This is a genomic window from Streptomyces sp. NPDC046866, assembly GCF_040704625.1.
Classification (GTDB): domain Bacteria; phylum Actinomycetota; class Actinomycetes; order Streptomycetales; family Streptomycetaceae; genus Streptomyces.
The window spans coordinates 136,012-156,914 of sequence record NZ_JBEYXN010000008.1 but is presented as its reverse complement, the minus strand read 5'-3'; the positions used below and the strand labels follow the sequence as shown (position 1 = coordinate 156,914).

Annotated in this window: 16 protein-coding genes; 9 read left to right on the top strand and 7 right to left on the bottom strand. The window is 72.8% G+C overall.

Annotated elements, in window-relative coordinates; all coding sequences use genetic code 11:
• The first annotated feature begins 109 nt into the window (after window positions 1–109).
• Window positions 110–469, top strand: coding sequence for a hypothetical protein (locus AB0953_RS14970; RefSeq protein WP_366859869.1), 360 nt, complete (start codon window positions 110–112; stop codon window positions 467–469).
• An 85-nt stretch (window positions 470–554) separates the two neighbouring features.
• A complete protein-coding gene (locus tag AB0953_RS14965; protein WP_366859868.1) occupies window positions 555–2,018 on the top strand; it encodes an aminopeptidase in 1,464 nt (487 codons plus the stop codon).
• A gap of 63 nt (window positions 2,019–2,081) precedes the next feature.
• On the opposite strand, the gene AB0953_RS14960 is transcribed toward AB0953_RS14965, so the two are convergent.
• Complete coding sequence (locus AB0953_RS14960; RefSeq protein WP_366859867.1) at window positions 2,082–3,965, bottom strand: glycoside hydrolase family 3 N-terminal domain-containing protein; 1,884 nt, start codon at window positions 3,963–3,965, stop codon at window positions 2,082–2,084.
• A gap of 10 nt (window positions 3,966–3,975) precedes the next feature.
• Entirely contained in the window at window positions 3,976–4,932 is a 957-nt protein-coding gene (locus AB0953_RS14955; protein ID WP_366859866.1) for a LysR substrate-binding domain-containing protein, read from the bottom strand.
• A 111-nt stretch (window positions 4,933–5,043) separates the two neighbouring features.
• Here AB0953_RS14955 and AB0953_RS14950 point away from each other — a divergent pair, with 111 nt between their 5' ends.
• The 3 genes from AB0953_RS14950 (at window position 5,044) to AB0953_RS14940 (ending at window position 9,902) form a co-directional block, all read left to right on the top strand.
• Window positions 5,044–5,946, top strand: a complete 903-nt coding sequence (locus AB0953_RS14950) for an EamA family transporter (protein WP_366859865.1) — start codon at window positions 5,044–5,046, stop codon at window positions 5,944–5,946.
• 255 nt (window positions 5,947–6,201) lie between these two features.
• On the top strand, window positions 6,202–8,445 hold the full coding sequence (locus AB0953_RS14945; protein WP_366859864.1) for an ATP-dependent RecD-like DNA helicase: 2,244 nt from the start codon (window positions 6,202–6,204) through the stop codon (window positions 8,443–8,445).
• 167 nt (window positions 8,446–8,612) lie between these two features.
• Entirely contained in the window at window positions 8,613–9,902 is a 1,290-nt protein-coding gene (locus AB0953_RS14940; protein WP_361915118.1) for a citrate synthase, read from the top strand.
• Window positions 9,903–10,283: 381 nt separating this feature from the next.
• Here the strand turns inward: AB0953_RS14940 and AB0953_RS14935 are convergent, their stop codons facing one another.
• The 5 genes from AB0953_RS14935 to AB0953_RS14915 all read right to left on the bottom strand — a co-directional run bounded on the left by AB0953_RS14935 (window position 10,284) and on the right by AB0953_RS14915 (window position 15,491).
• Window positions 10,284–12,602, bottom strand: a complete 2,319-nt coding sequence (locus tag AB0953_RS14935) for a heavy metal translocating P-type ATPase (protein ID WP_366859980.1) — start codon at window positions 12,600–12,602, stop codon at window positions 10,284–10,286.
• Between the two features lie 96 nt (window positions 12,603–12,698).
• Window positions 12,699–12,935 carry a heavy-metal-associated domain-containing protein gene (locus AB0953_RS14930; RefSeq protein WP_366859863.1) on the bottom strand — a complete coding sequence of 79 codons (237 nt, stop codon included), beginning with the start codon at window positions 12,933–12,935 and terminating at the stop codon, window positions 12,699–12,701.
• Window positions 12,936–13,087: 152 nt separating this feature from the next.
• Window positions 13,088–13,288 (bottom strand): MerR family transcriptional regulator, encoded by a 201-nt coding sequence (locus tag AB0953_RS14925; protein WP_366859862.1) that lies wholly within the window; start codon window positions 13,286–13,288, stop codon window positions 13,088–13,090.
• Between the two features lie 258 nt (window positions 13,289–13,546).
• Window positions 13,547–14,557: a Gfo/Idh/MocA family oxidoreductase gene (locus AB0953_RS14920; RefSeq protein ID WP_366859861.1), complete on the bottom strand. Its 1,011-nt coding sequence runs from the start codon at window positions 14,555–14,557 to the stop codon at window positions 13,547–13,549.
• A 19-nt stretch (window positions 14,558–14,576) separates the two neighbouring features.
• Complete coding sequence (locus tag AB0953_RS14915) at window positions 14,577–15,491, bottom strand: sugar phosphate isomerase/epimerase (protein WP_366859860.1); 915 nt, start codon at window positions 15,489–15,491, stop codon at window positions 14,577–14,579.
• 60 nt (window positions 15,492–15,551) lie between these two features.
• Here AB0953_RS14915 and iolC point away from each other — a divergent pair, with 60 nt between their 5' ends.
• From iolC to AB0953_RS14895, 4 genes are read left to right on the top strand one after another with little or no spacing between them, the layout of a single operon-like run.
• On the top strand, window positions 15,552–16,469 hold the full coding sequence (gene iolC / locus AB0953_RS14910; protein ID WP_366859979.1) for a 5-dehydro-2-deoxygluconokinase: 918 nt from the start codon (window positions 15,552–15,554) through the stop codon (window positions 16,467–16,469).
• Window positions 16,457–17,428: a 5-deoxy-glucuronate isomerase gene (gene iolB / locus AB0953_RS14905; RefSeq protein ID WP_366859859.1), complete on the top strand. Its 972-nt coding sequence runs from the start codon at window positions 16,457–16,459 to the stop codon at window positions 17,426–17,428. Before iolC ends, iolB begins: the two co-directional genes overlap by 13 nt.
• Window positions 17,425–19,305 carry a 3D-(3,5/4)-trihydroxycyclohexane-1,2-dione acylhydrolase (decyclizing) gene (iolD, locus tag AB0953_RS14900; protein WP_366859858.1) on the top strand — a complete coding sequence of 627 codons (1,881 nt, stop codon included), beginning with the start codon at window positions 17,425–17,427 and terminating at the stop codon, window positions 19,303–19,305. The genes iolB and iolD overlap by 4 nt, the downstream gene beginning before the upstream one ends.
• A 13-nt stretch (window positions 19,306–19,318) precedes the next feature.
• A complete protein-coding gene (locus tag AB0953_RS14895; protein WP_366859857.1) occupies window positions 19,319–20,818 on the top strand; it encodes a CoA-acylating methylmalonate-semialdehyde dehydrogenase in 1,500 nt (499 codons plus the stop codon).
• Window positions 20,819–20,903 lie beyond the last annotated feature (85 nt).

The window sequence follows — 20,903 nt, the reverse complement described above, 5'->3', positions numbered from 1 at the left end:
TTCCGGGGGGTTCGTGCGTCGTACGTGCGTACGCATGACGTACGGAGGATCGGGGGGCAGGTCCATGTTCGCAGGGAAGGGGCGCGGCCGGGGGGCCGCCCGTGCGGCCGTGTCGGCCGCGGTGCTGGCGCTGTGCCTGTCGGGGATGCTGGCGGCGCCGCCCGCCCGGGCCGCGACCGGCGGCTGTGGCGGTCAGCTGGTCAAGTCGCTGCCGCTGGGCTCCGGCTCGGGCGAGGTGCGCGTCTACAAATCGCGTACGCAGGCCTGCGCGGCGGCCTTCGCCCGCCACCCGGGCCCGCGCCGCCCGATGGCGGTGAGCATTCAGCCGCGTGGCGGGGTCCCCGTGCGCGATGCGGGGCAATTCACCCGTTATGCCGGACCTGTCGCCGTCGGAGCGATCAACCGGTGCGTGTATGTAAAGGGGAGCATCGGGGTCGAATCCGTGGAATCCGGCTGGATCCTGTGCTGACGTCTCGTCCCAACTGGGTCTGGTCAGCGGCGCGTTGACCCCGCTAGGTTCACGGGCGACCACAGTGAACTCAAGGGGAGGGTGAATGCGCAAGACGCTTGGCCGGCTGCTGCCCGTCGCGGTGCTGATCGGCACCATGGGCACGGCCGGCTTGACGGCTCAGGCGGCCACCGCCGCAGAGCCGGCCGCCGCCGCGCCGACCACCGCAGGGCAGAGCACCGCCACGGACATCAAGGACCGGATCCTCGCGATTCCGGGCATGAGCCTGATCGAGGAGAAGCCGTACCCGGGCTACCGCTTCTTCGTCCTGAACTACGAGCAGCCGATCGACCACCGGCAGCCGTCGAAGGGCACCTTCAAGCAGCGCATCACCCTGCTGCACAAGGACGAGTCCCGGCCCACGGTCTTCTACACCTCCGGGTACAACGTCAACACCAGTCCGCGCCGCAGCGAGCCGACGACGATCGTCGACGGCAACCAGGTGTCGATGGAGTATCGATTCTTCAACCCGTCGCGGCCCGACCCGGCCGACTGGTCGAAGCTGGACATCTGGCAGGCGGCCAGCGACCAGCACCGCATTTACACCGCCCTGAAGAAGATCTACACCAAGAACTGGCTCGCCACCGGCGCCAGCAAGGGCGGCATGACCGCCACCTACTACGAGCGCTACTACCCCAAGGACATGGACGGCGTCGTCGCGTACGTCGCGCCGAACGACGTCGTCAACAAGGAGGACTCGGCCTACGACCGGTTCTTCGCCAAGGTCGGCACCAAGGAGTGCCGCGACAAGCTGAACGCCGTCCAGCGCGAGGCCCTCGTCCGCCGCGAGCCGCTGGAGGCCAAGTACGCGCAGGCCGCCGCCGAGAACGGCTGGACCTTCAACACCGTCGGCAGCCTCGACAAGGCCTACGAGGCCGTCGTGCTCGACTACGTGTGGGCGTTCTGGCAGTACAGCCTGCTGTCGGACTGCGGCACCATCCCGGACGCCGCCACCGCCACCGACCAGCAGATCTGGGACTCGGTCGACACGATCTCGGGCTTCTCGGCCTACGCCGACCAGGGCCTGGAGACGTACACGCCGTACTACTACCAGGCGGGCACCCAGCTCGGCTCGCCCGACATCAAGCAGCCCCACCTGAAGGGCCTGAGCCGCTACGGCTACCAGCCGCCGCGCAACTTCGTGCCCCGCGACATCCCGATGACCTTCCAGCCGGGGGTCATGGCCGACGTCGACAACTGGGTGAAGAACAACGCGAACCAGATGCTGTTCGTCTACGGGCAGAACGACCCCTGGGGCGCCGAACCGTTCCACCTCGGCTACACCGTCCGCGACAGCTACGTCATGATCGCGCCGGGCGCCAACCACGGGGCCAACGTCTCCAAGCTCCAGGACGGCGAGAAGGCCCTGGCCACCCAGCGGATCCTGCAGTGGGCCGGGGTCGCGCCCTCCGCCGCGGCCGCCGACGCGGGCCGCGCGAGGCCGCTGGCGAAGCCGGACGCGCAGCTCGACCAGAAGGACCTGGAGCGCGAGCCGCAGCTGCGGCCGTAGCCTCCCCGGCCTTCCGGCCGACCCGGTCCGGCCCGCCCGCCGGGCCGCGGGGGGCGTACGCGCTCAGCCGTACGCCAGCCCGTGGCCCAGCGGGTACCGGTCCGGCACCGCCACCGGCAGCCGGCCCGTCGGCCGCGCCGCCCCGGTGACCACCCGGGCCGCCGCCCGCATCTCCACGTCCGTCCAGGAGTACGTCGCCAGCTCCGCCGCACACGCCGGCAGCCGGGCCGGGTCGTACGGATTGCGGGTCGCCACCAGCACCACCGGCACCCCGGTGGCCACCAGCTCCGTGACCAGGTCGCGCTGGTCGTCCTCGCCCTCCGCGACGTTGTACGTGCACACCAGCACCGCCGCGTTCCCCGGCGCCGCGGCCACCGCCCGGGCCGGCGGCAGGGCCGTCGCCTTGCAGCCCAGCGCGGTCAGCTCCCGGGCCAGGACCACCGTCGGGGGGCCCGTCGTACCGCTGGGGGAGGCGGCGTCGTTCCCGGTGACCAGCAGGGACGGCCCCTTCGAGGCGTCGATCGGCAGCAGCTTGCGCGGATTGGCCAGCAGGGTCGTCGTACCGGCTGCGATCTCGTCGGCGGCGGCCAGGTGCGCCGGCGTCCCCACCACCCCGTCGAGCTTGGCCGCCAGGGTCTGGTCCCGGTCGAACAGGCCGCGGCGGGCCTTCAGTTGCAGGATCCGCAGCACCGACTCCGCGATCCGCGTCTGCGACAGCTCGCCCGACTCCACCGCCTTCACCACGCTGCGGAACGCCAGGTCCAGGTCCGGCGGGTTCAGCAGCTGGTCGCAGCCCGCCTTCAGCGCCAGCACCGGGACCCGGTCGTCCCCGTACTTCTGCCGGACCCCGGCCATGTCGAGCGCGTCGGTGACCACCACGCCCCGGAAGCCCAGCCGTTCGCGCAGGATGCCGGTGACGATCGGGTGCGAGAGGGTCGCCGGGTCCCCCGAGGGGTCGAGCGCGGGGAAGACGATGTGCGCCGTCATCACGGCGTCCACGCCCGCCTGCACCGCCGCCCGGAACGGCGGCTCGTCCAGCTCCTCCCACTGGGCCCGGGTGTGCTGCATCACCGGCAGCCCGACGTGGCTGTCGGTCTCGGTGTCCCCGTGGCCGGGGAAGTGCTTGGCCGTCGCGGCCACCCCCGCGCCCTGGTAGCCCCGTACCTGGGCGGCGACCAGGGCCGCCACCGCCTTCGGGTCGGAGCCGAAGGACCGTACGCCGATCACCGGGTTGTCCGGGTTCACGTTCACGTCGGCCACCGGCGCGTAGTCCTGCCGGATGCCCATCGCGGCCAGCTCGGTCCCCGCGATGCGCGCCGCGCGCCGGGCCTCGGCGGTCGCGGAGCCCTTGCCGCTGCGGGCGCCCAGGGCCATCGCGCCGGGCAGCAGCGTCGCCGGCTTGCCGATGCGGGCCACGGCGCCGTGCTCCTGGTCGGTGGAGAGCAGCAGCGGGATGCCGGCGCCGGTCCCCGCGGCGGCCTTCTGCAGGCCGGCGGACAGCTCCGCGACCTGCTGCGGGCTACGGGTGTTGTCGGCCGAGGAGAACAGGATGATCCCGCCCAGGTGGTAGCGGGAGACCAGCTCGGCGGCGGTGCGGACCCCGAACTGCTTCTGGTTGCGCTCGGCGCCCTTCGCGTCCGGCTCGGTCGCCGAATGCCCGTACACCCGGGACACGAAGAGCTGCCCGACCTGCTCGGTCAGGCTCATCCCGGCCACCACCCGGCGCAGCTGCGCCAGGTCGGGGGACGGGCCCGGGCCGCGTCCGCCGGGCGACGGGGCGCCCGGGCTGCCGTCGCCGCCTCGGCCCGGGCCGAGGCCGGGGGAGCGGGCGGGGCGCGGAGGGTCGTCGGAGAAGGCGCCCAGGGCGTAGGAGACCGCCCCGGCGGCCGTGACGGCGGCCACGGCGGCCGCGGTGAGCAGGGACCGGCGGGAGGCGTGGTACGGCACTCGCCGGACCCTACGCCCCCGGTGCGCCCCCGGCGCCGAGGACACGGGCGGGGTCCCCCGGACGGACCGCCGCGCCCGCCCAGTGCTCCTGCAGGGTCCGCACGGCCTCGGTGATCGCCGGCCGGCGGGCCGCCCCGGTCCGCCACAGGGCGTACAACCGCCGTACGGGGCCCGGTTCGAGCGGTACGGCCACCGCCCCCGGCGGCAGCCCGCCCGTGCCCAGGCGGGGTACGACGGCCACCCCGAGCCCCGCCGCCACCAGTGCGACGATGGTGTGGTTCTCCTCCGCCACGTGGACGAGGTCGGGCTCCAGACCGGCCGTGCGCAGCGTGCGGACCAGCCAGTCGTGGCAGACCCGGCCGGGCGGCTGGCACACCCACCGCTGGCCCCCGAGGTCGGACCGCCGGATGACGGACCGCCGGGTGAACGGGTGGTCCGCGGGGACGATGAGGTCGCAGCGGTCGTCGCCGATCACCGCGTGCTCCACGCCCTCGGGGGCCGGCAGCGGGGCGATGTCCCAGTCGTGGGCCACCGCCAGATCGGTGACCCCGCGGGCCACCAGGTCCACCGACAGGTGCGGGTCGACCTCCGTGAGGCGTACGTCCAGGGCGGGGTGGCGGCGCGCCAGGTCGGCCAGCACGCCCGGCAGCAGCCCGCGTGCCGCCGAGGCGAAGGCCGCCACCGTCAGCAGGCCGCCCGGCTGTCCGCGGCGCTCCTCCAGGGTGGTCTCGGCGCGCTCCACGATCGCCAGCAACTCCCGGGCGGTGCGGGCCAGGTGCCAGGCCTCCTCCGTCAGCGCGACCCCGCGCCCGCGCCGTTCCAGCAGGGTGGTGCGGGTCTCGCGCTCCAGCTTGGAGATCTGCTGGGAGACGGCCGAGGGGGTGTAGCCGAGGGCGGACGCGGCGGCGGCGACCGACCCGTGGACGGAGACGGCGTACAGGGCGCGCAGCCGGGAGAGGTCGAGCATGCGGCCCATCGTAGGCACCCGGGGGCACCTGTCCATCCGTTAGGGATGCTTCATCCATCCCTGAAGGAATCCGCGCTGGTGCTACATGGTCCTCGCGCCGATGCTCTGAGCATGCGCCCTGTACACACCGCCCTCGCCGTGCTCGTCGCCGCCGTCTGGGGGTTCAACTTCGTCGTCATCCAGATCGGGCTCGGGCACTTCCCGCCACTGCTGCTGTCCGCCCTGCGCTTCCTCGCCGCCGCGCTGCCCGCCGTGTTCTTCGTCGGCCGGCCCAAGGTCGCCTGGAAGTGGGTCCTCGGGGTCGGAGCGGCCCTCGGCATCGCCAAGTTCGGGCTGCTGTTCACGGGCATGGCCGCCGGGATGCCAGCCGGGCTGTCCTCCCTGGTGCTCCAGGTCCAGGCCGTCTTCACCGCCGCCTTCGCGGCCGTCGCGCTGCGGGAGCGGCCCGGCCGGGTGCGGCTGGCCGGGATGGGCGTGGCGCTCGCCGGAATCGCCGTCGCCGCCGCCGACAGCGGCGCCTCCGGGCCGGTGCTCGGCTTCACCCTGGTCGTGGCGGCCGCCGCCTGCTGGGGCGTGTCCAACGTGCTGACCCGCAAGGCGGCCCCGCCGGACGCCCTGAACTTCATGGTCTGGGTGTGCACCGTGCCCGTGCTCCCGCTGTTCGGGCTGTCGCTGCTGCTGGAGGGGCCCGAGCGGGACCTGGCCGCGCTGCGGGGCCTGGACTGGTCCGGGCTGGCCGTGATCGGGTACGTCGCCTGGGTGTCGACCGTCTTCGGGTTCGGCGCCTGGGGGTACCTGCTGCGGCGCTACCCGGCCTCGTCCGTCGCGCCGTTCTCGCTGCTCGTACCGGTGTTCGGGATGTCCTCCGCGGCGCTGGTCCTCGGCGAGCAGGTCTCCGGGCTGCGCTGGCTCGCGGCGTTGCTGCTGGTGGGCGGGGTGGCCCTGACCTCGCTGACGCCCGCGCGCGGGGCGGCTCCGGTCCGCGGCCGTACGGCCCGAGTAATAGAAACGTAAAGTTCCGATTCGGTGTGCAACCCCGCAGCGCGTACGGGGGTCGTATGGTGCGTCGGCACTTCCGGGGGAGGATCTGGGGGGATCGGGAAGTCCGGCACGGGAGGGGTAACCGTGAGGGGGTCCGGCCGCGAGGCCGGGCCCCCTTCTCGTCGGGCCCCAAGGGCCGTCCCGGGCCGTCCCGGGCCGCCCCCGGGGGCCGGGCCCGGTTGTCCACAGGCCTGCCGGGCTGTCGGAGCAGGACGGTAACGTCGTGCCATGGCAACCAACGGGGCGGTGCAACAGGCAGTGGTGGAGGGGGTGCTGGAGCGCATCACCTACGCCAACGAGGAGACCGGCTACACGGTCGCCCGCGTCGACACCGGCCGCGGCAGCGGCGATCTGCTCACGGTCGTCGGCTCCCTCCTCGGGGCCCAGCCCGGCGAATCGCTGCGCATGGAGGGGCGCTGGGGCTCCCACCCGCAGTACGGCCGCCAGTTCACGGTGGAGAACTACCGCACGGTGCTGCCCGCCACCGTCCAGGGCATCCGGCGCTACCTCGGCTCCGGCCTGATCAAGGGCATCGGCCCGAGGATCGCCGACCGGATCGTCGAGCACTTCGGCACGGACACCCTCGACGTGATCGAGGCCGAGCCGAAGCGGCTGATCGAGGTGCCCGGCCTCGGCCCCAAGCGGACGAAGCTGATCGGCGCCGCCTGGGAGGAGCAGAAGGCCATCAAGGAGGTCATGGTCTTCCTCCAGGGCGTCGGGGTCTCCACCTCCATCGCCGTCCGCATCTACAAGAAGTACGCCGACGCCTCCATCTCGGTGGTCAAGAACCAGCCCTACCGGCTCGCCGCCGACGTCTGGGGCATCGGCTTCCTCACCGCCGACCGGATCGCCCAGGCCGTCGGCATCCCGCACGACAGCCCCGACCGGGTCAAGGCCGGCCTGCAGTACGCCCTGTCGCAGTCCACCGACCAGGGCCACTGCTTCCTGCCCGAGGAGCGGCTGATCGCCGACGGGGTCAAGATGCTGCAGGTCGACACCGGCCTGGTCATCGAATGCCTGGCCGAGCTCGCCGCCGACCCCGAGGGCGTCGTGCGCGAGTCCGTGCCCGATCCGGAGGGCGGGCCGCCGCTCACCGCCGTGTACCTGGTGCCCTTCCACCGGGCCGAGCTGTCGCTGGTGGGCCAGCTGCGCCGGCTGCTGCACGCCGAGGACGACCGGATGCCGTCCTTCCAGGACGTGGACTGGGACCGCGCCCTGGGCTGGCTGGCCGGGCGCACCGGCGCCGAGCTGGCGCCCGAGCAGCGCGACGCGGTCCGCCTCGCCCTCACCCGGAAGGTCGCCGTCCTCACCGGCGGCCCGGGCTGCGGGAAGTCCTTCACCGTCCGCTCCATCGTGGAGCTGGCCCGGGCCAAGAAGGCCAAGGTGGTGCTGGCCGCGCCCACCGGCCGGGCCGCGAAGCGCCTGTCCGAGCTCACCGGGGCCGAGGCGTCCACCGTGCACCGGCTGCTGGAGCTCAAGCCCGGCGGGGACGCGGCCTACGACCGCGACCGGCCGCTGGATGCGGACCTGGTCGTGGTCGACGAGGCCTCCATGCTGGACCTGCTGCTCGCGAACAAGCTGGTCAAGGCCGTGGCACCGGGTGCACACCTGCTTCTGGTGGGGGATGTGGACCAGCTGCCCTCCGTCGGCGCCGGGGAGGTGCTGCGGGACCTGCTCGCGGAGGGCAGCCCCGTGCCCGCCGTCCGCCTGACGAGGATCTTCCGGCAGGCCCAGCAGTCGGGCGTGGTGACCAACGCCCACCGGATCAACACCGGCCTGCCGCCGCTGACGGACGGGCTGCCGGACTTCTTCCTCTTCGCCGAGGAGGACACCGAGGAGGCCGGCCGGCTCGCCGTCGACGTGGCCGCGCGGCGGATTCCGGCCAGATTCGGCCTTGACCCGCGCCGGGACATCCAGGTGCTCGCGCCCATGCACCGCGGCCCGGCCGGTGCCGGGAACCTCAACGGCCTGCTCCAGCAGGCCATCACCCCCGCCCGGCCGAACCTGCCCGAGAAGCGGTTCGGCGGCCGCGTCTTCCGCGTCGGCGACAAGGTCACGCAGATCCGGAACAACTACGAGAAGGGCGCGAACGGCGTCTTCAACGGCACCGTCGGCGTGGTCACCGCCCTTGACCTGGACGAACAGCGCCTCACCGTCCGCACGGAGGAAGATGAGGAGGTGGGCTACGAATTCGCCGAGCTGGACGAGCTGGCCCACGCGTACGCCGTCACCATCCACCGCTCGCAGGGGAGTGAATATCCGGCGGTCGTGATCCCCGTCACCACAGGGGCTTGGATGATGCTCCAGCGCAACCTGCTCTACACGGCGGTGACCAGGGCCAGGAAACTCGTCGTCCTGGTCGGGTCACGCAAAGCGCTGGGTCAGGCGGTGCGTACCGTTTCGGCAGGCAGGAGGTTCACGGCGGTCGCCCCTAGGCTGTCCGGCCGCATACCGGTGGGAAACCTCGCCTAGGGTTTCCGCTTTCGGCGCGGAGGGGGCAGGATAAGCAGGTTGACGGCACTCAGTGCCGTCGAAAATGCCTAACGCCGACCCCGAGTGCACTCTCCTGCGCCAAATGGGGGAAGGTAGAGGAAGTCAGGGCACCTCGAAGAAGAGGCACTACGTCGGTGAGGGATGACGTGAGCGACAACTCTGTAGTACTCCGGTACGCGGACGGTGAATACACCTACCCGGTGGTCGAGAGCACCGTCGGTGACCAGGGCTTCGACATCTCGAAGCTGAGGGCCCAGACCGGGCTCGTCACCTTGGACAGCGGCTACGGCAACACCGCCGCCTACAAGTCCGCGATCACCTACCTCGACGGTGAGCAGGGCATCCTGCGCTACCGCGGCTACCCGATCGAGCAGCTCGCGGAGCGCTCGACCTTCATCGAGGTCGCCTACCTGCTGATCAACGGGGAGCTGCCGACCGTCGACCAGCTCGCGTCGTTCCGCAACGAGATCACCCAGCACACGCTGCTGCACGAGGACGTCAAGCGGTTCTACGACGGCTTCCCGCGCGACGCGCACCCGATGGCGATGCTGTCCTCCGTGGTCAGCGCGCTGTCGACGTTCTACCAGGACAGCCACAACCCGTTCGACGAGAAGCAGCGCCACCTCTCGACGATCCGCCTGCTGGCCAAGCTGCCGACGATCGCGGCGTACGCGTACAAGAAGTCGGTCGGCCACCCGGTCGTCTACCCGCGCAACGACCTCGGCTACGTCGAGAACTTCCTGCGCATGACCTTCTCCGTGCCGGCCCAGGAGTACGAGCTCGACCCGGTCGTGGTCTCCGCGCTCGACAAGCTGCTGATCCTGCACGCGGACCACGAGCAGAACTGCTCGACCTCCACCGTCCGCCTGGTCGGCTCCTCGCAGGCGAACATGTTCGCCTCGATCTCCGCCGGCATCTCGGCGCTGTGGGGCCCGCTGCACGGCGGCGCCAACCAGTCCGTCCTGGAGATGCTGGAAGGCATCCAGGCCAACGGCGGCGACGTGGACTCCTTCATCCGCAAGGTGAAGAACAAGGAGGACGGCGTCCGCCTGATGGGCTTCGGACACCGCGTCTACAAGAGCTTCGACCCGCGCGCGAAGATCATCAAGGCTGCGGCGCACGACGTCCTGTCGGCCCTCGGCAAGTCCGACGAGCTGCTCGACATCGCCCTGAAGCTCGAGGAGCACGCGCTCTCCGACGATTACTTCATCCAGCGCAACCTGTACCCGAACGTGGACTTCTACACGGGTCTGATCTACCGCGCCATGGGCTTCCCGACCGAGATGTTCACCGTGCTCTTCGCGCTCGGCCGCCTGCCCGGCTGGATCGCCCAGTGGCACGAGATGATCAAGGAGCCGGGTTCCCGCATCGGCCGCCCGCGCCAGATCTACACCGGCGTCGTCGAGCGCGACTTCGTTCCGGTCGAGGCCCGCTGATCCCAGCGGCCCCGGGCACGCGAAAAGCGCCCCGCCGTCGATCCCCCCACGGGTCGACGGACGGGGCGCTTTCCTTTTCCCCGGCACCGGATTCCCCCCACGGGATCCGAGCCGGGGCGTCGGCGAGGAGGGCGCGAGCGCCCTCCGGTCGGGTGTCTGCCGGGACCCGTACGGGTCGGGAGGGCCGCTCAAAGCACCCCGTTGGGCACGCGTCCCGGCCGGCCGATGCCACGGATGTCCCCCAAGACCCCCGCGAACGTCCCCCAAGACGTTCTTGGCATCGCCCCATTAGACCCACTCCCGGCCCCGATGGTTACGTTGTCATCGCTGTGATCTGCGTCTCCTGTGAAGGAAGTGTGCACAGTGTGGGGAGGGACTCCCCTACCGGAAGGATCGCAACCGCAGGCTGTTGGTGACCACGAAAACAGAGGAGAACGCCATCGCAGCCCCCGCAATCATCGGGTTGAGCAGTCCGGCTGCGGCGAGCGGGAGCGCCGCCACGTTGTAGCCGAAGGCCCAAAACAGGTTGCCCTTGATCGTGGCGAGGGTCCGGCGCGAGAGGCGGATCGCGTCCGCCGCCACCCGCAGGTCGCCCCGTACGAGCGTCAGGTCGCCCGCCTCGATGGCCGCGTCGGTTCCGGTTCCCATGGCCAGCCCCAGGTCGGCCTGGGCCAGGGCCGCCGCGTCGTTGACCCCGTCGCCGACCATGGCGACCGTGCGGCCCTCGGCCTGCAGGCGGCGGACCACGTCCACCTTGTCCTGCGGGAGCACCTCGGCGATCACCTCGTCGATGCCCACCTCGCGGGCCACCGTCTCGGCGACGGCCCGGTTGTCGCCGGTCAGCAGGACCGGCGTGAGGCCGAGCGCCCGCAGCCGCGACACGGCCTCGGCGCTGGTCTCCTTGACCGCGTCGGCCACGGTCAGGACCCCGCGGGCCTCCCCGTCCCAGGCGACCAGGACGGCGGTGCTGCCGGCGGCCTCGGCGGCCGCCTTGGCCCCGGCGAGCTCCCCGGGGAGGGTGATCGACCAGTCGGCCAGCAGCTGCTCGCGGCCGACCAGGACGGCGCGGCCGTCGACGACGCCCTGCACGCCGAGCCCGGCCAGGTTCCGGAAGGACTCCGGGACCGGCAGGGAGCCGGCCCGCTCCACGGCCCCGGCGGCGATCGCGCGGGCGATCGGGTGCTCCGAGGCGTGCTCCAGGGAGCCCGCCAGGCGCAGCAGCTCCGCCTCGTCGGTGCCCGGCGCGGTGTGCACGCCGGCGAGGGCCATCCGGCCGGTGGTGACGGTGCCGGTCTTGTCGAGGACGACGGTGTCGACGCGGCGGGTGGACTCCAGGACCTCCGGGCCCTTGATCAGGATGCCGAGCTGGGCGCCGCGCCCGGTGCCGACCATCAGCGCGGTCGGGGTGGCGAGGCCCAGGGCGCAGGGGCAGGCGATGATCAGTACGGCCACGGCGGCGGTGAAGGCGGCGGTGGGGTCGTCGGTGAGCAGCAGCCAGGTGACCCAGGTGCCGAGCGCCAGGGCGAGCACGACGGGGACGAAGACGCCGGAGATCCGGTCGGCGAGCCGCTGCACGTCGGCCTTGCCGTTCTGGGCCTCCTCGACGAGCCGGGCCATCCGGGCCAGCTGGGTGTCGGCGCCGACCCGGGTGGCCTGGACGACGAGGCGGCCGGAGGTGTTGACGGTGGCCCCGGTGACGGCGTCGCCGACGGCGACCTCGACCGGGACCGACTCGCCGGTCAGCATGGAGGCGTCCACGGCGGAGCTGCCCTCGACGACGGTGCCGTCGGTGGCGACCTTCTCACCGGGCCGGACGACGAACCGGTCGCCGACCGCGAGGGCGGCCACCGGGATACGCACCTCGCGGCCCTCGCGCAGGACGGCGACGTCCTTGGCGCCGAGCTCCAGCAGCGCCTTCAGCGCGGCGCCCGCCTTCCGCTTGGAGCGGGCCTCGAGGTAGCGGCCGAGCAGGATGAAGCTGACGACGCCGGCGGCGACCTCCAGGTAGATGGTGGAGGAGCCGTCCGCGCGGGAGACGGTGAGAGCGAAACCGTGCCGCATGCCGGGCATGCCGGCGTGGCCGAAGAACAGGGCCCACAGGGACCAGCCGAAGGCGGCGAGCGTGCCGACCGAGACGAGGGTGTCCATGGTGGCGGCGCCGTGCCGGGCATTGGTCCAGGCGGCCCGGTGGAAGGGCAGGGCGCCCCAGACCGCCACGGGGGCGGCCAGGGTGAGCGAGAGCCACTGCCAGTTGTCGAACTGCAGGGCCGGCACCATCGCGAGCAGGACGACGGGCAGGGCGAGCACGGCGGAGACCAGCAGCCGCTGCCGCAGCGCGGCCGTCTCGGGGTCGCGTACGGGCTCTGGCGCTGCGGGCGCACCCGCGGGCGGCGCGAGCTGCGGTTCCGGCTGCGGCGGCGGGGGCTCCTCGGCGGTGTACCCGGTCTTCACGACGGTGGCGATCAGGTCGGCGACCTCGACGCCGGGGCCGTAGGCGACGCGCGCCTTCTCGGTGGCGTAGTTCACCGAGGCGCTGACCCCGTCCATCCGGTTCAGCTTCTTCTCGATGCGGGCCGCGCAGGAAGCGCAGGTCATCCCGCCGATCGCCAGCTCGACCTCGGCGGTGGCGGGCTGCGCCGCCGCCCCCGGGGGCGCAGCCGCTATGGGTCCGCCGTGCGCCGTGCTGCTGCTCGTGCTCATGCTCATGATCCGGCTCCAAAGGGGGATCCGGGCCGTACGGGACCAGTATGAGCTGGTGGTACGGCCCGGTTCGGGTGCTGCGCGAGGAGAGGGGGCTCAGGCGGCGGGGCCGGCGAACTCGTAGCCCGCCTCGTCCACGGCGGCGCGGACGTCGTCCTCGGCGAGCGGGGCGGCGGAGACCACGGTGACCTCGCCGGTCGCGGCGACGGCCTTGACCGAGGTGACGCCCGGCAGGGCGGAGATCTCGGCGGTCACCGCACCCTCGCAGTGGCCGCAGGTCATGCCGGTCACGCGGTAGACGGTGGTGGTCTGGGTGTCCGTCTCGGCGTTCATGTCGTTCTCCTCTTCAAGGGTCCGTCCGGTGCTGCCGGAAGGGGGGTGTCCCTCCACCGTCCTCCCGACACCTCGAAGACTATACCCCCAGGGGGTATGAAAGCGAGTGTTGTCGGCCCCCTTTCCGCGCGGCGGCGCGGGCGGCGCCGCGGTCACTCGAAGCGCCGGTTCCGGTTGCCCGGCCGGTTGGCCACCCAGGTCCGGATCGTGTCGGCGTACCAGTACGGCTTTCCGCCCTCGACGTGGTCGGGAGGGGGGAGCAGCCCGTGCTTGCGGTACGAGCGCACCGAGTCGGGCTGGACGCGGATGTGGGCGGCGATCTCCTTGTACGACCACAGCTGTCCGTCGCTCATCGACGACACCTCCTCGTCCACGTGACGGGCCGGCCGGGAGGCCGTCGGGGGAGCCGGCGCGTGGACTTCACACGATCGGTCGGGTTGTGCCCGGAGAACGACGGAGTGTGACGGGATGAGAGGGGTTGTCGCATGCCTGTGACAGACAACCGGCGTCACGGCGACATGTGTGACACGAGAGCGACCCCTGTGACGCGAACGGCACAGGGGTCGGACGGGGACTCCAGAGGCGCGGGGAAGCTCCGCAGGAGCGAGAACTCAGCGGTACAGGGCCGGCCGCTCCACCAGCTCCACGGCGGTCCGCACACCGCTGTGCGCCGCCTTCAGCCCCGCCTCGCAGACGGCCGCCGCCGCATAGCCGTCCCAGGCGTCGGGCCCCGCCACCCGGCCCCGCGCGGCCGCCGCCACCCACCGCCGCAGCTGGCGGTCGTACGCGTCGGCGAACCGGACGGTGAAGTCCTGGGGGATCGCCTCGTGCCGCCGGCCCGCGCTGCGCACGGCCATGGCCCGCCCGTCGCCGATCTCGGCACTGCCGCCCTCGCCGACGGCCTCGCACCGCACCTCGTAGCCGAAGCCGCAGTTGACGAAGATCTCCACGTCGACCAGTGCCCCGCCGGAGGTCTCCAGGAGGACGAACCGGGGATCGCGCAGCCCCTCGGGGGCTGCCGCGCTCGACGCCGGGGAGAACACCGACACCGCCGTCACCTCCTGCCCCAGAAGCCACCGGGCCGCGTCGACCTCGTGCACCACCGAGTCGCTGATCAGCATGTCGCTGGTGAAGAAGGACGGCGAGGCGGCGTTGCGGTGCCGGCAGTGCAGGAACAGCGGCCGGCCGATGCCGCCCTTGTCCAACAACCCCTTCAACTGCTCGTACTCCGCATCGTGGCGCCGCATGAACCCCACCTGCACCAGGCGCCGGCCCAGCCGCTGCTCCGCCTCCAGCACCCGCAGCGCCCCCGCGGCGTCCGGGGTCAGCGGCTTCTCGCACAGCACCGGCAGCTCCCGCTCCAGGGCCTGGACGATCGCCTCCTCGTGCGCCGGCCCCGGCGAGGCGATCAGCACGGCCTCCACCCCGGGCGCGGCCAGCGCCGCCGCCGGATCCGTGTGCGCGCCCGCACCGTCCAGGCCCGCCGCGACCTCCTTGGCCCGCTCCCCGTCGGTGTCGGCCACGGCCACCACCCGGGCCCCGCCGACCGTCCGCCCGATCCGGCGGACGTGGTCGGCGCCCATCTTCCCCGCGCCGATGACGGCGATCCCGAGCGTGCTCATCTCGTACTCCTCCAGTGGGTCAGCGCGCACCGCAGGACCGCAGGTACGCACGGGTGCGGCGGGCGATGGGCAGCGGCCGGTCGGGCGGACACGGGTACATGTCCTGCTCCACGATCGCGAACAGGTCCACCCCGAGCCGCTGCGCGGCCGCGAGCACCGGCTCCAGCGCGGGCACCCCCGCCGGCGGCTCGCACATCACCCCGCGGGCCACGGCCGGACCGAAGGGCACCTGCTGCGCGACGACTTCCGCCAGGATCCGCGGGTCGACCTGCTTCAGGTGCAGATAGCCGATCCGCTCCCCGAAGGTCTCGACGGCCTCGACGCTGTCGCCGCCGCAGTACGCGTAGTGCCCGGTGTCGAGGCAGAGGGAGACCAGCTCGGGGTCGGTGGCGTCCAGGAACCGGGCCACGTTCTCCGGGGTGTCGATGTGCGTGTCGGCGTGCGGGTGGACGACGATCCGCAGGCCGTAGCGCTCGCGCACCTCCCGGCCCAGGCGCTCGGTCTGGGTGGTCAGTTCGCGCCATTGGGCGGGGCTCAGGGTGCGGTCCTCCAGCACCGCGCCGGTCTTGTCGTCCCGCCAGAAGGAGGGGATGACCACCAGGTGGGCCGCGCCCGTGTCCCGCGCCAGCTCCGCGACCCGCGACACGTGCGCCCAGGTGTCCGCCCAGACGCCGGGCCCGTGATGGAGTCCGGTGAACACGGTGCCGGCACTGACCCGCAGGCCCCGCTTGGCGGTCTCCTCGGCGAGCCGGACGGCATCGGTGGGCAGGTAGCCGTACGGACCGAGCTCGATCCACTCGTACCCGCAGTCGGCCACCTCGTCGAGGAAGCGCTCCCACGGGGTCTGCTGCGGATCGTCCGGGAACCAGACACCCCAGGAGTCCGGGGCCGAACCGATGCGGATACGGGTCAGCTCGGGCGGGGAGGACGTCATGACGGCCACCTTAGGGTGCGAGACGAGTGGGAGGACTTGCCTGTGTTCGACCTGATCACCATGGGACGCATCGGGGTGGATCTCTACCCGCTGAGAACCGGCGTACGGCTGGCCGAGGCGGACACCTTCGGGAAGTTCCTCGGCGGCTCGCCGGCGAACGTGGCCGTCGCGGCGGCCCGCCTCGGCCGCCGCACGGCCCTGATCAGCAAGACGGGCGCCGACCCCTTCGGCGCCTACCTGCGCACCCGGCTGGGGGAGTTCGGGGTGGACACCCGCTGGCTGGGCGAGACCCCCGACCACCCCACCCCGATCACCTTCTGCGAGATCTTCCCGCCGGACGACTTCCCGCTGTACTTCTACCGCCTGCCGAAGGCCCCCGACCTGGAGATCCGCGCCGGCGAACTGGACCGGGACGCGCTCCGGCAGGCCCGCATCGTGTGGATGACCGGCACCGGCCTGAGCGCGGAGCCGAGCCGAACCGCCACGCTGGCCGCGCTGGAGGCCCGCGCCGGGGCCGGGACCACGGTCTTCGACCTGGACTGGCGCCCCACCCTGTGGGCTGACGACCCGGCGGAGCACTACGCGCAGGCACTGGCCCTCGCCACGGTGGCCGTCGGCAACGTGCAGGAGTGCGAGGTCGCCACGGGGGAGACCGACCCCCGAGCGGCGGCCCGGGCCCTCCTCGCGGCCGGAGTCGAACTGGCCGTGGTCAAGCGGGGCCCCGACGGGGTCCTGGCCATGCGGCGCGACGGCACGGTCGCCGAGGCGGCCCCCGTCCCGGTGGAGGTCGTCAACGGGCTGGGCGCCGGCGACGCGTTCGGCGGCGCCCTGTGCCACGGGCTCCTGGCGGGCTGGGACCTCCCGCGGACCCTGCGCTACGCGAACGCCGCCGGCGCCATCGTCGCCTCCCGCCTGGCGTGCAGCTCGGCGATGCCGTACGCCGCGGAGATCGAGGAGGCCCTGACATGCCGGCGGTGACCCCCCACACCCTCCCGCACGCCCGCCTGCACGTCCTGACCCTGGCGGCGGGGGAGTCGTACGCCCACGAGGCGGGCGTCTGCGAGTGGATCGTCCTCCCGCTCCAGGGCCCGGCGGTGGTGGAGTGCACCCCGGGACCGGGCACGGGGGCTCCGTCGGACACAGCGGGAAGGGGCGGGGCGGGGGACGCGCCCGCAGGGCAGCAGCCCGGCCCCGACGGCACGGTCACCTTCGAACTGCACGGCCGGACCTCCGTCTTCGCCGCGCTCAGCGACTTCGCCTACCTCCCGCGCGCCAGCCGAAGCCGCATCACCGCCCCGCAGGGAGGCCGCTTCGCCCTGGCCGGCGCGGCATGCACCCGCACCCTCCCGCCCCGCTACGGCCCGGCGGGCGACATCCCGGTGGAACTGCGCGGCGCCGGCCCCTGCTCCCGCCAGGTCAACAACTTCGCCGCCGCGGACGCGTTCCCCTGCGACCGCCTGATCGCCGTGGAGGTGCTCACCCCCGGCGGCAACTGGTCCTCGTACCCGCCCCACAAGCACGACGAGCACCACCCGGGGCGGGAGTCCCGCCTGGAGGAGGTCTACTACTTCGAGATCGCGCCGCACGGGGACACGCCCGGCGTGGGCTACCAGCGTGTCAGCCCCTCCCCGGCCGGGAAGACCGACATCCTCACCGAGGTGAGGACCGGGGACGCGGTGCTCATCCCGGACGGCTGGCACGGGCCGTCCATCGCCGCCCCGGGGCACGACATGTACTACCTGAACGTGATGGCCGGCCCGGACCCGTCACGCGAGTGGCTGATCCGCGACCACCCCGACCACCGTTGGATCCGCACCACCTGGCCCACCCAACCCGTGGACCCTAGGCTCCCCTTCTACGACCACGACCACGGCCGCGAACAAGGCCAGGGCCAAGCCCAAGGCCGAGGCCACGACCCGGAGGACGAGATCCGATGAGGCACACGATCCGGCTCACGGTCGCCCAGGCCCTCGTCCGCTTCCTGGCCCGCCAGTACACCGAGCGCGACGGCCGCCGCCACCGCCTGATCGCCGCCACCTGGGGAATCTTCGGGCACGGCAACGTCGCCGGCATCGGGCAGGCCCTCCTGGAGACCGGCCGGGCCGACATGCCCTTCCTCCAGGGCCGCAACGAGCAGGCCATGGTGCACGCCGCCGTCGGCTTCGCCCGCCAGAGCGGCCGGCTCTCCGCGCACGCCGTCACCACCTCCATCGGCCCCGGCGCCACCAACCTGGTCACCGGCGCGGCCTTGGCCACCATCAACCGGATCCCCGTCCTCCTCCTGCCGGGGGACTCCTTCGCCACTCGGCCCGCCGACCCCGTGCTCCAGCAGCTGGAGGTGCCGTACGCGGGCGACGTCTCCGTCAACGACACCCTGCGGCCGGTCTCCCGCCACTTCGACCGGATCACCCGCCCCGAGGCCCTGATCCCGGCAGCCCTCCAGGCCGTGCGGGTGCTCGCCGACCCGGTGCAGACGGGGGCCGTGACCCTCGCCCTGCCGCAGGACGTGCAGGCGCAGGCGTACGACTGGCCCGAGGAGTTCTTCGCCGAGCGCGTCTGGGGCATCCGCCGGCCCCGCCCGGACCGCGGCGAGCTGGCCCGTGCCGCCGAGGCGGTACGCACCGCAGCCCGGCCCCTGCTCATCGCCGGCGGCGGCATCCGGCACAGCGGGGCCCAGGCCGCGCTGGCGGAGTTCGCCGAGGCCACCGGCATCCCCGTCGCCTCCACCCAGGCGGGCAAGGGCGCCCTCCCGTACGACCACCCCGCCGACGTGGGCGGCGTCGGGCACACCGGAACCGCCACCGCCGACGGGCTGGCCCGCGGAGCCGACCTGGTGATCGCCGCCGGGACGCGGCTGACGGACTTCACCACCGCCTCCGCGACCCTGTTCCAGAACCCGGCCGTCCGGTTCATCGGCCTCAACCTCGACCCGTACGACGCCCACAAGCTGGCCGCCCGCCCCCTGGTCGCCGATGCCCGCGAGGGGCTGGAGGAGCTCGGCCGGGCCCTCGCCGGGCACCGGGTCGATCGCGCGTACGAGGCGGCGTACCGGCAGGCCAAGGCCGACTGGGAGGAGCAGGTCGACCGGGCCTACGCCGTCGCCGACGAGGACGCCCCGCCCACCCAGGCGCAGCTGCTCGGCCTGCTCGACGGCCTGGTCGACGCCGGCGACATCCTGATCAACGCGGCGGGCTCGCTCCCCGGCGACCTGCACAAGCTGTGGCGCTCCCGCTCGGCCGACCAGTACCACGTGGAGTACGGCTACTCCTGCATGGGCTACGAGATCCCCGCCGCCCTCGGCACCGCCCTGGCCGCCCCGGACCGGCCGGTGTGGGCGCTGGTCGGCGACGGGACCTACCTGATGAACCCCACCGAGATCGTCACCGCCGTGCAGGAGGGCGTCCCGATCAAGGTGTTGATCGTGGACAACCACGGCTACGCCTCCATCGGCGGCCTGTCCGGGGCCGTGGGCGGGGAGGGCTTCGGGACCGCGTACCGCTTCAGGGCGGGCGACGGCTCGTACACGGGGCCGCCCCTGCCGGTGGACCTGGCGGCCAACGCGGCCTCCCTCGGGATGGCCGTGATCCGTACCCGCACCGTCGGTGACCTGCGCAAAGCCCTCGCCCAGGCGCGGGAGGCGGACCGTCCCACATGTGTCTACGCACAGACCCGAACACCCGACACTGTGTCGGGCCCGCCCCCGGCACAGGCGTGGTGGGATGTTCCTGTGGCCGAGACCGCGACCCGTACGGCTGCGGTCGGGGCCCGCGAGGAGTACGACCGGCAAGCCGCTCAGCGACGTCGCCATCTGTGAAGGAGCAAAGGCAATGAAGACCGTCAACCACTGGATCGGTGGCAAGACCGTCGAGGGCACGTCGGGCAACTACGGTCCGGTCACCGATCCGGCCACCGGCGAGGTCACCACGCAGGTCGCGCTCGCCTCCGCCGAGGAGGTCGACGCCGCGGTACAGGTCGCCAAGGAGGCCTACCTGAGCTGGGGCCAGTCCTCGCTCGCCGCCCGCACCAAGGTGCTGTTCGCCTACCGCGCGCTGCTGGACGCGAACCGCGACGCGATCGCCGAGCTGATCACCGCCGAGCACGGCAAGGTGCACTCGGACGCGCTGGGCGAGGTCGCCCGCGGCCTGGAGATCGTCGAGCTGGCCTGCGGGATCACCACCCAGCTGAAGGGCGAGCTGTCGACCTCGGTGTCGAACCGCGTGGACGTGGCGGCCATCCGCCAGCCGCTCGGCGTGGTCGCGGGCATCACCCCGTTCAACTTCCCGGCCATGGTCCCGATGTGGATGTTCCCGCTGGCCATCGCCTGCGGCAACACCTTCGTCCTCAAGCCGAGCGAGAAGGACCCCTCCGCCGCGAACAAGCTGGCCGAGCTGGCCCGTGAGGCCGGTCTGCCGGACGGCGTGCTGAACGTGGTCCACGGAGACAAGGTCGCCGTCGACGCGCTGCTCGCCCACCCGGACGTCGCCGCCGTGTCGTTCGTCGGCTCCACCCCGATCGCCCGCCACATCCACACCACCGCCTCCGCGAACGGCAAGCGCGTCCAGGCCCTGGGCGGCGCCAAGAACCACATGCTGGTGCTGCCGGACGCCGACCTGGACGCCGCCGCCGACGCGGCCGTCTCGGCGGCCTACGGCTCGGCCGGCGAGCGCTGCATGGCGATCTCCACCGTCGTCGCGGTCGGCGCGATCGGCGACGCCCTCGTCGAGAAGATCCGCGAGCGCGCCGAGAAGATCAAGATCGGCCCCGGCAACGACCCGACGTCCGAGATGGGCCCGCTGATCACCGCCGCCCACCGCGACAAGGTCGCCTCGTACGTCAAGGGCGCCGCCGACCAGGGCGCGGAGGTCGTCCTGGACGGCACCGGCTACACCGTCGACGGCCACGAGAACGGCCACTGGATCGGCCTGTCCCTGCTCGACCGCGTCAAGACCGACTCCGACGCCTACCGCGACGAGATCTTCGGCCCGGTCCTGTGCGTGCTGCGCGCCGAGACCTACGAGGAGGGCGTCGCCCTCATCAACGCCTCGCCGTTCGGCAACGGCACCGCGATCTTCACCCGCGACGGCGGCGCCGCCCGCCGCTTCCAGCTGGAGATCGAGGCGGGCATGGTCGGCGTCAACGTGCCGATCCCGGTGCCGGTGGGCTACCACTCCTTCGGCGGCTGGAAGGACTCGCTCTTCGGCGACCACCACATCTACGGCAACGACGGCATCCACTTCTACACCCGCGGCAAGGTCGTCACGACCCGCTGGCCGGACCCGTCGGAGGACCACGCGGGCGTCGACCTGGGCTTCCCCCGCAACCACTGAAGCCCCCGCGGCGCCCCCTGAGAACCAGCGCGGCCCCCTGAGAACCAGCTCCCCGAGAACCAGCGACCCCCGGCCCACCCTCACC

Excerpts from the sequence above, each read along its gene's own strand:
- AB0953_RS14965 (WP_366859868.1), top strand. The coding sequence starts at position 555 with ATGCGCAAGACGCTTGGCCGGCTGCTGCCCGTCGCGGTGCTGATCGGC.
- AB0953_RS14955 (WP_366859866.1), bottom strand. The coding sequence starts at position 4,932 with ATGCTCGACCTCTCCCGGCTGCGCGCCCTGTACGCCGTCTCCGTCCAC.
- AB0953_RS14950 (WP_366859865.1), top strand. The coding sequence starts at position 5,044 with ATGCGCCCTGTACACACCGCCCTCGCCGTGCTCGTCGCCGCCGTCTGG.
- AB0953_RS14945 (WP_366859864.1), top strand. The coding sequence starts at position 6,202 with ATGGCAACCAACGGGGCGGTGCAACAGGCAGTGGTGGAGGGGGTGCTG.
- AB0953_RS14935 (WP_366859980.1), bottom strand. The coding sequence starts at position 12,602 with ATGAGCACGAGCAGCAGCACGGCGCACGGCGGACCCATAGCGGCTGCG.
- AB0953_RS14930 (WP_366859863.1), bottom strand. The coding sequence starts at position 12,935 with ATGAACGCCGAGACGGACACCCAGACCACCACCGTCTACCGCGTGACC.
- AB0953_RS14925 (WP_366859862.1), bottom strand. The coding sequence starts at position 13,288 with ATGAGCGACGGACAGCTGTGGTCGTACAAGGAGATCGCCGCCCACATC.
- AB0953_RS14920 (WP_366859861.1), bottom strand. The coding sequence starts at position 14,557 with ATGAGCACGCTCGGGATCGCCGTCATCGGCGCGGGGAAGATGGGCGCC.
- AB0953_RS14915 (WP_366859860.1), bottom strand. The coding sequence starts at position 15,491 with ATGACGTCCTCCCCGCCCGAGCTGACCCGTATCCGCATCGGTTCGGCC.
- iolC (WP_366859979.1), top strand. The coding sequence starts at position 15,552 with ATGGGACGCATCGGGGTGGATCTCTACCCGCTGAGAACCGGCGTACGG.
- iolB (WP_366859859.1), top strand. The coding sequence starts at position 16,457 with ATGCCGGCGGTGACCCCCCACACCCTCCCGCACGCCCGCCTGCACGTC.
- iolD (WP_366859858.1), top strand. The coding sequence starts at position 17,425 with ATGAGGCACACGATCCGGCTCACGGTCGCCCAGGCCCTCGTCCGCTTC.
- AB0953_RS14895 (WP_366859857.1), top strand. The coding sequence starts at position 19,319 with ATGAAGACCGTCAACCACTGGATCGGTGGCAAGACCGTCGAGGGCACG.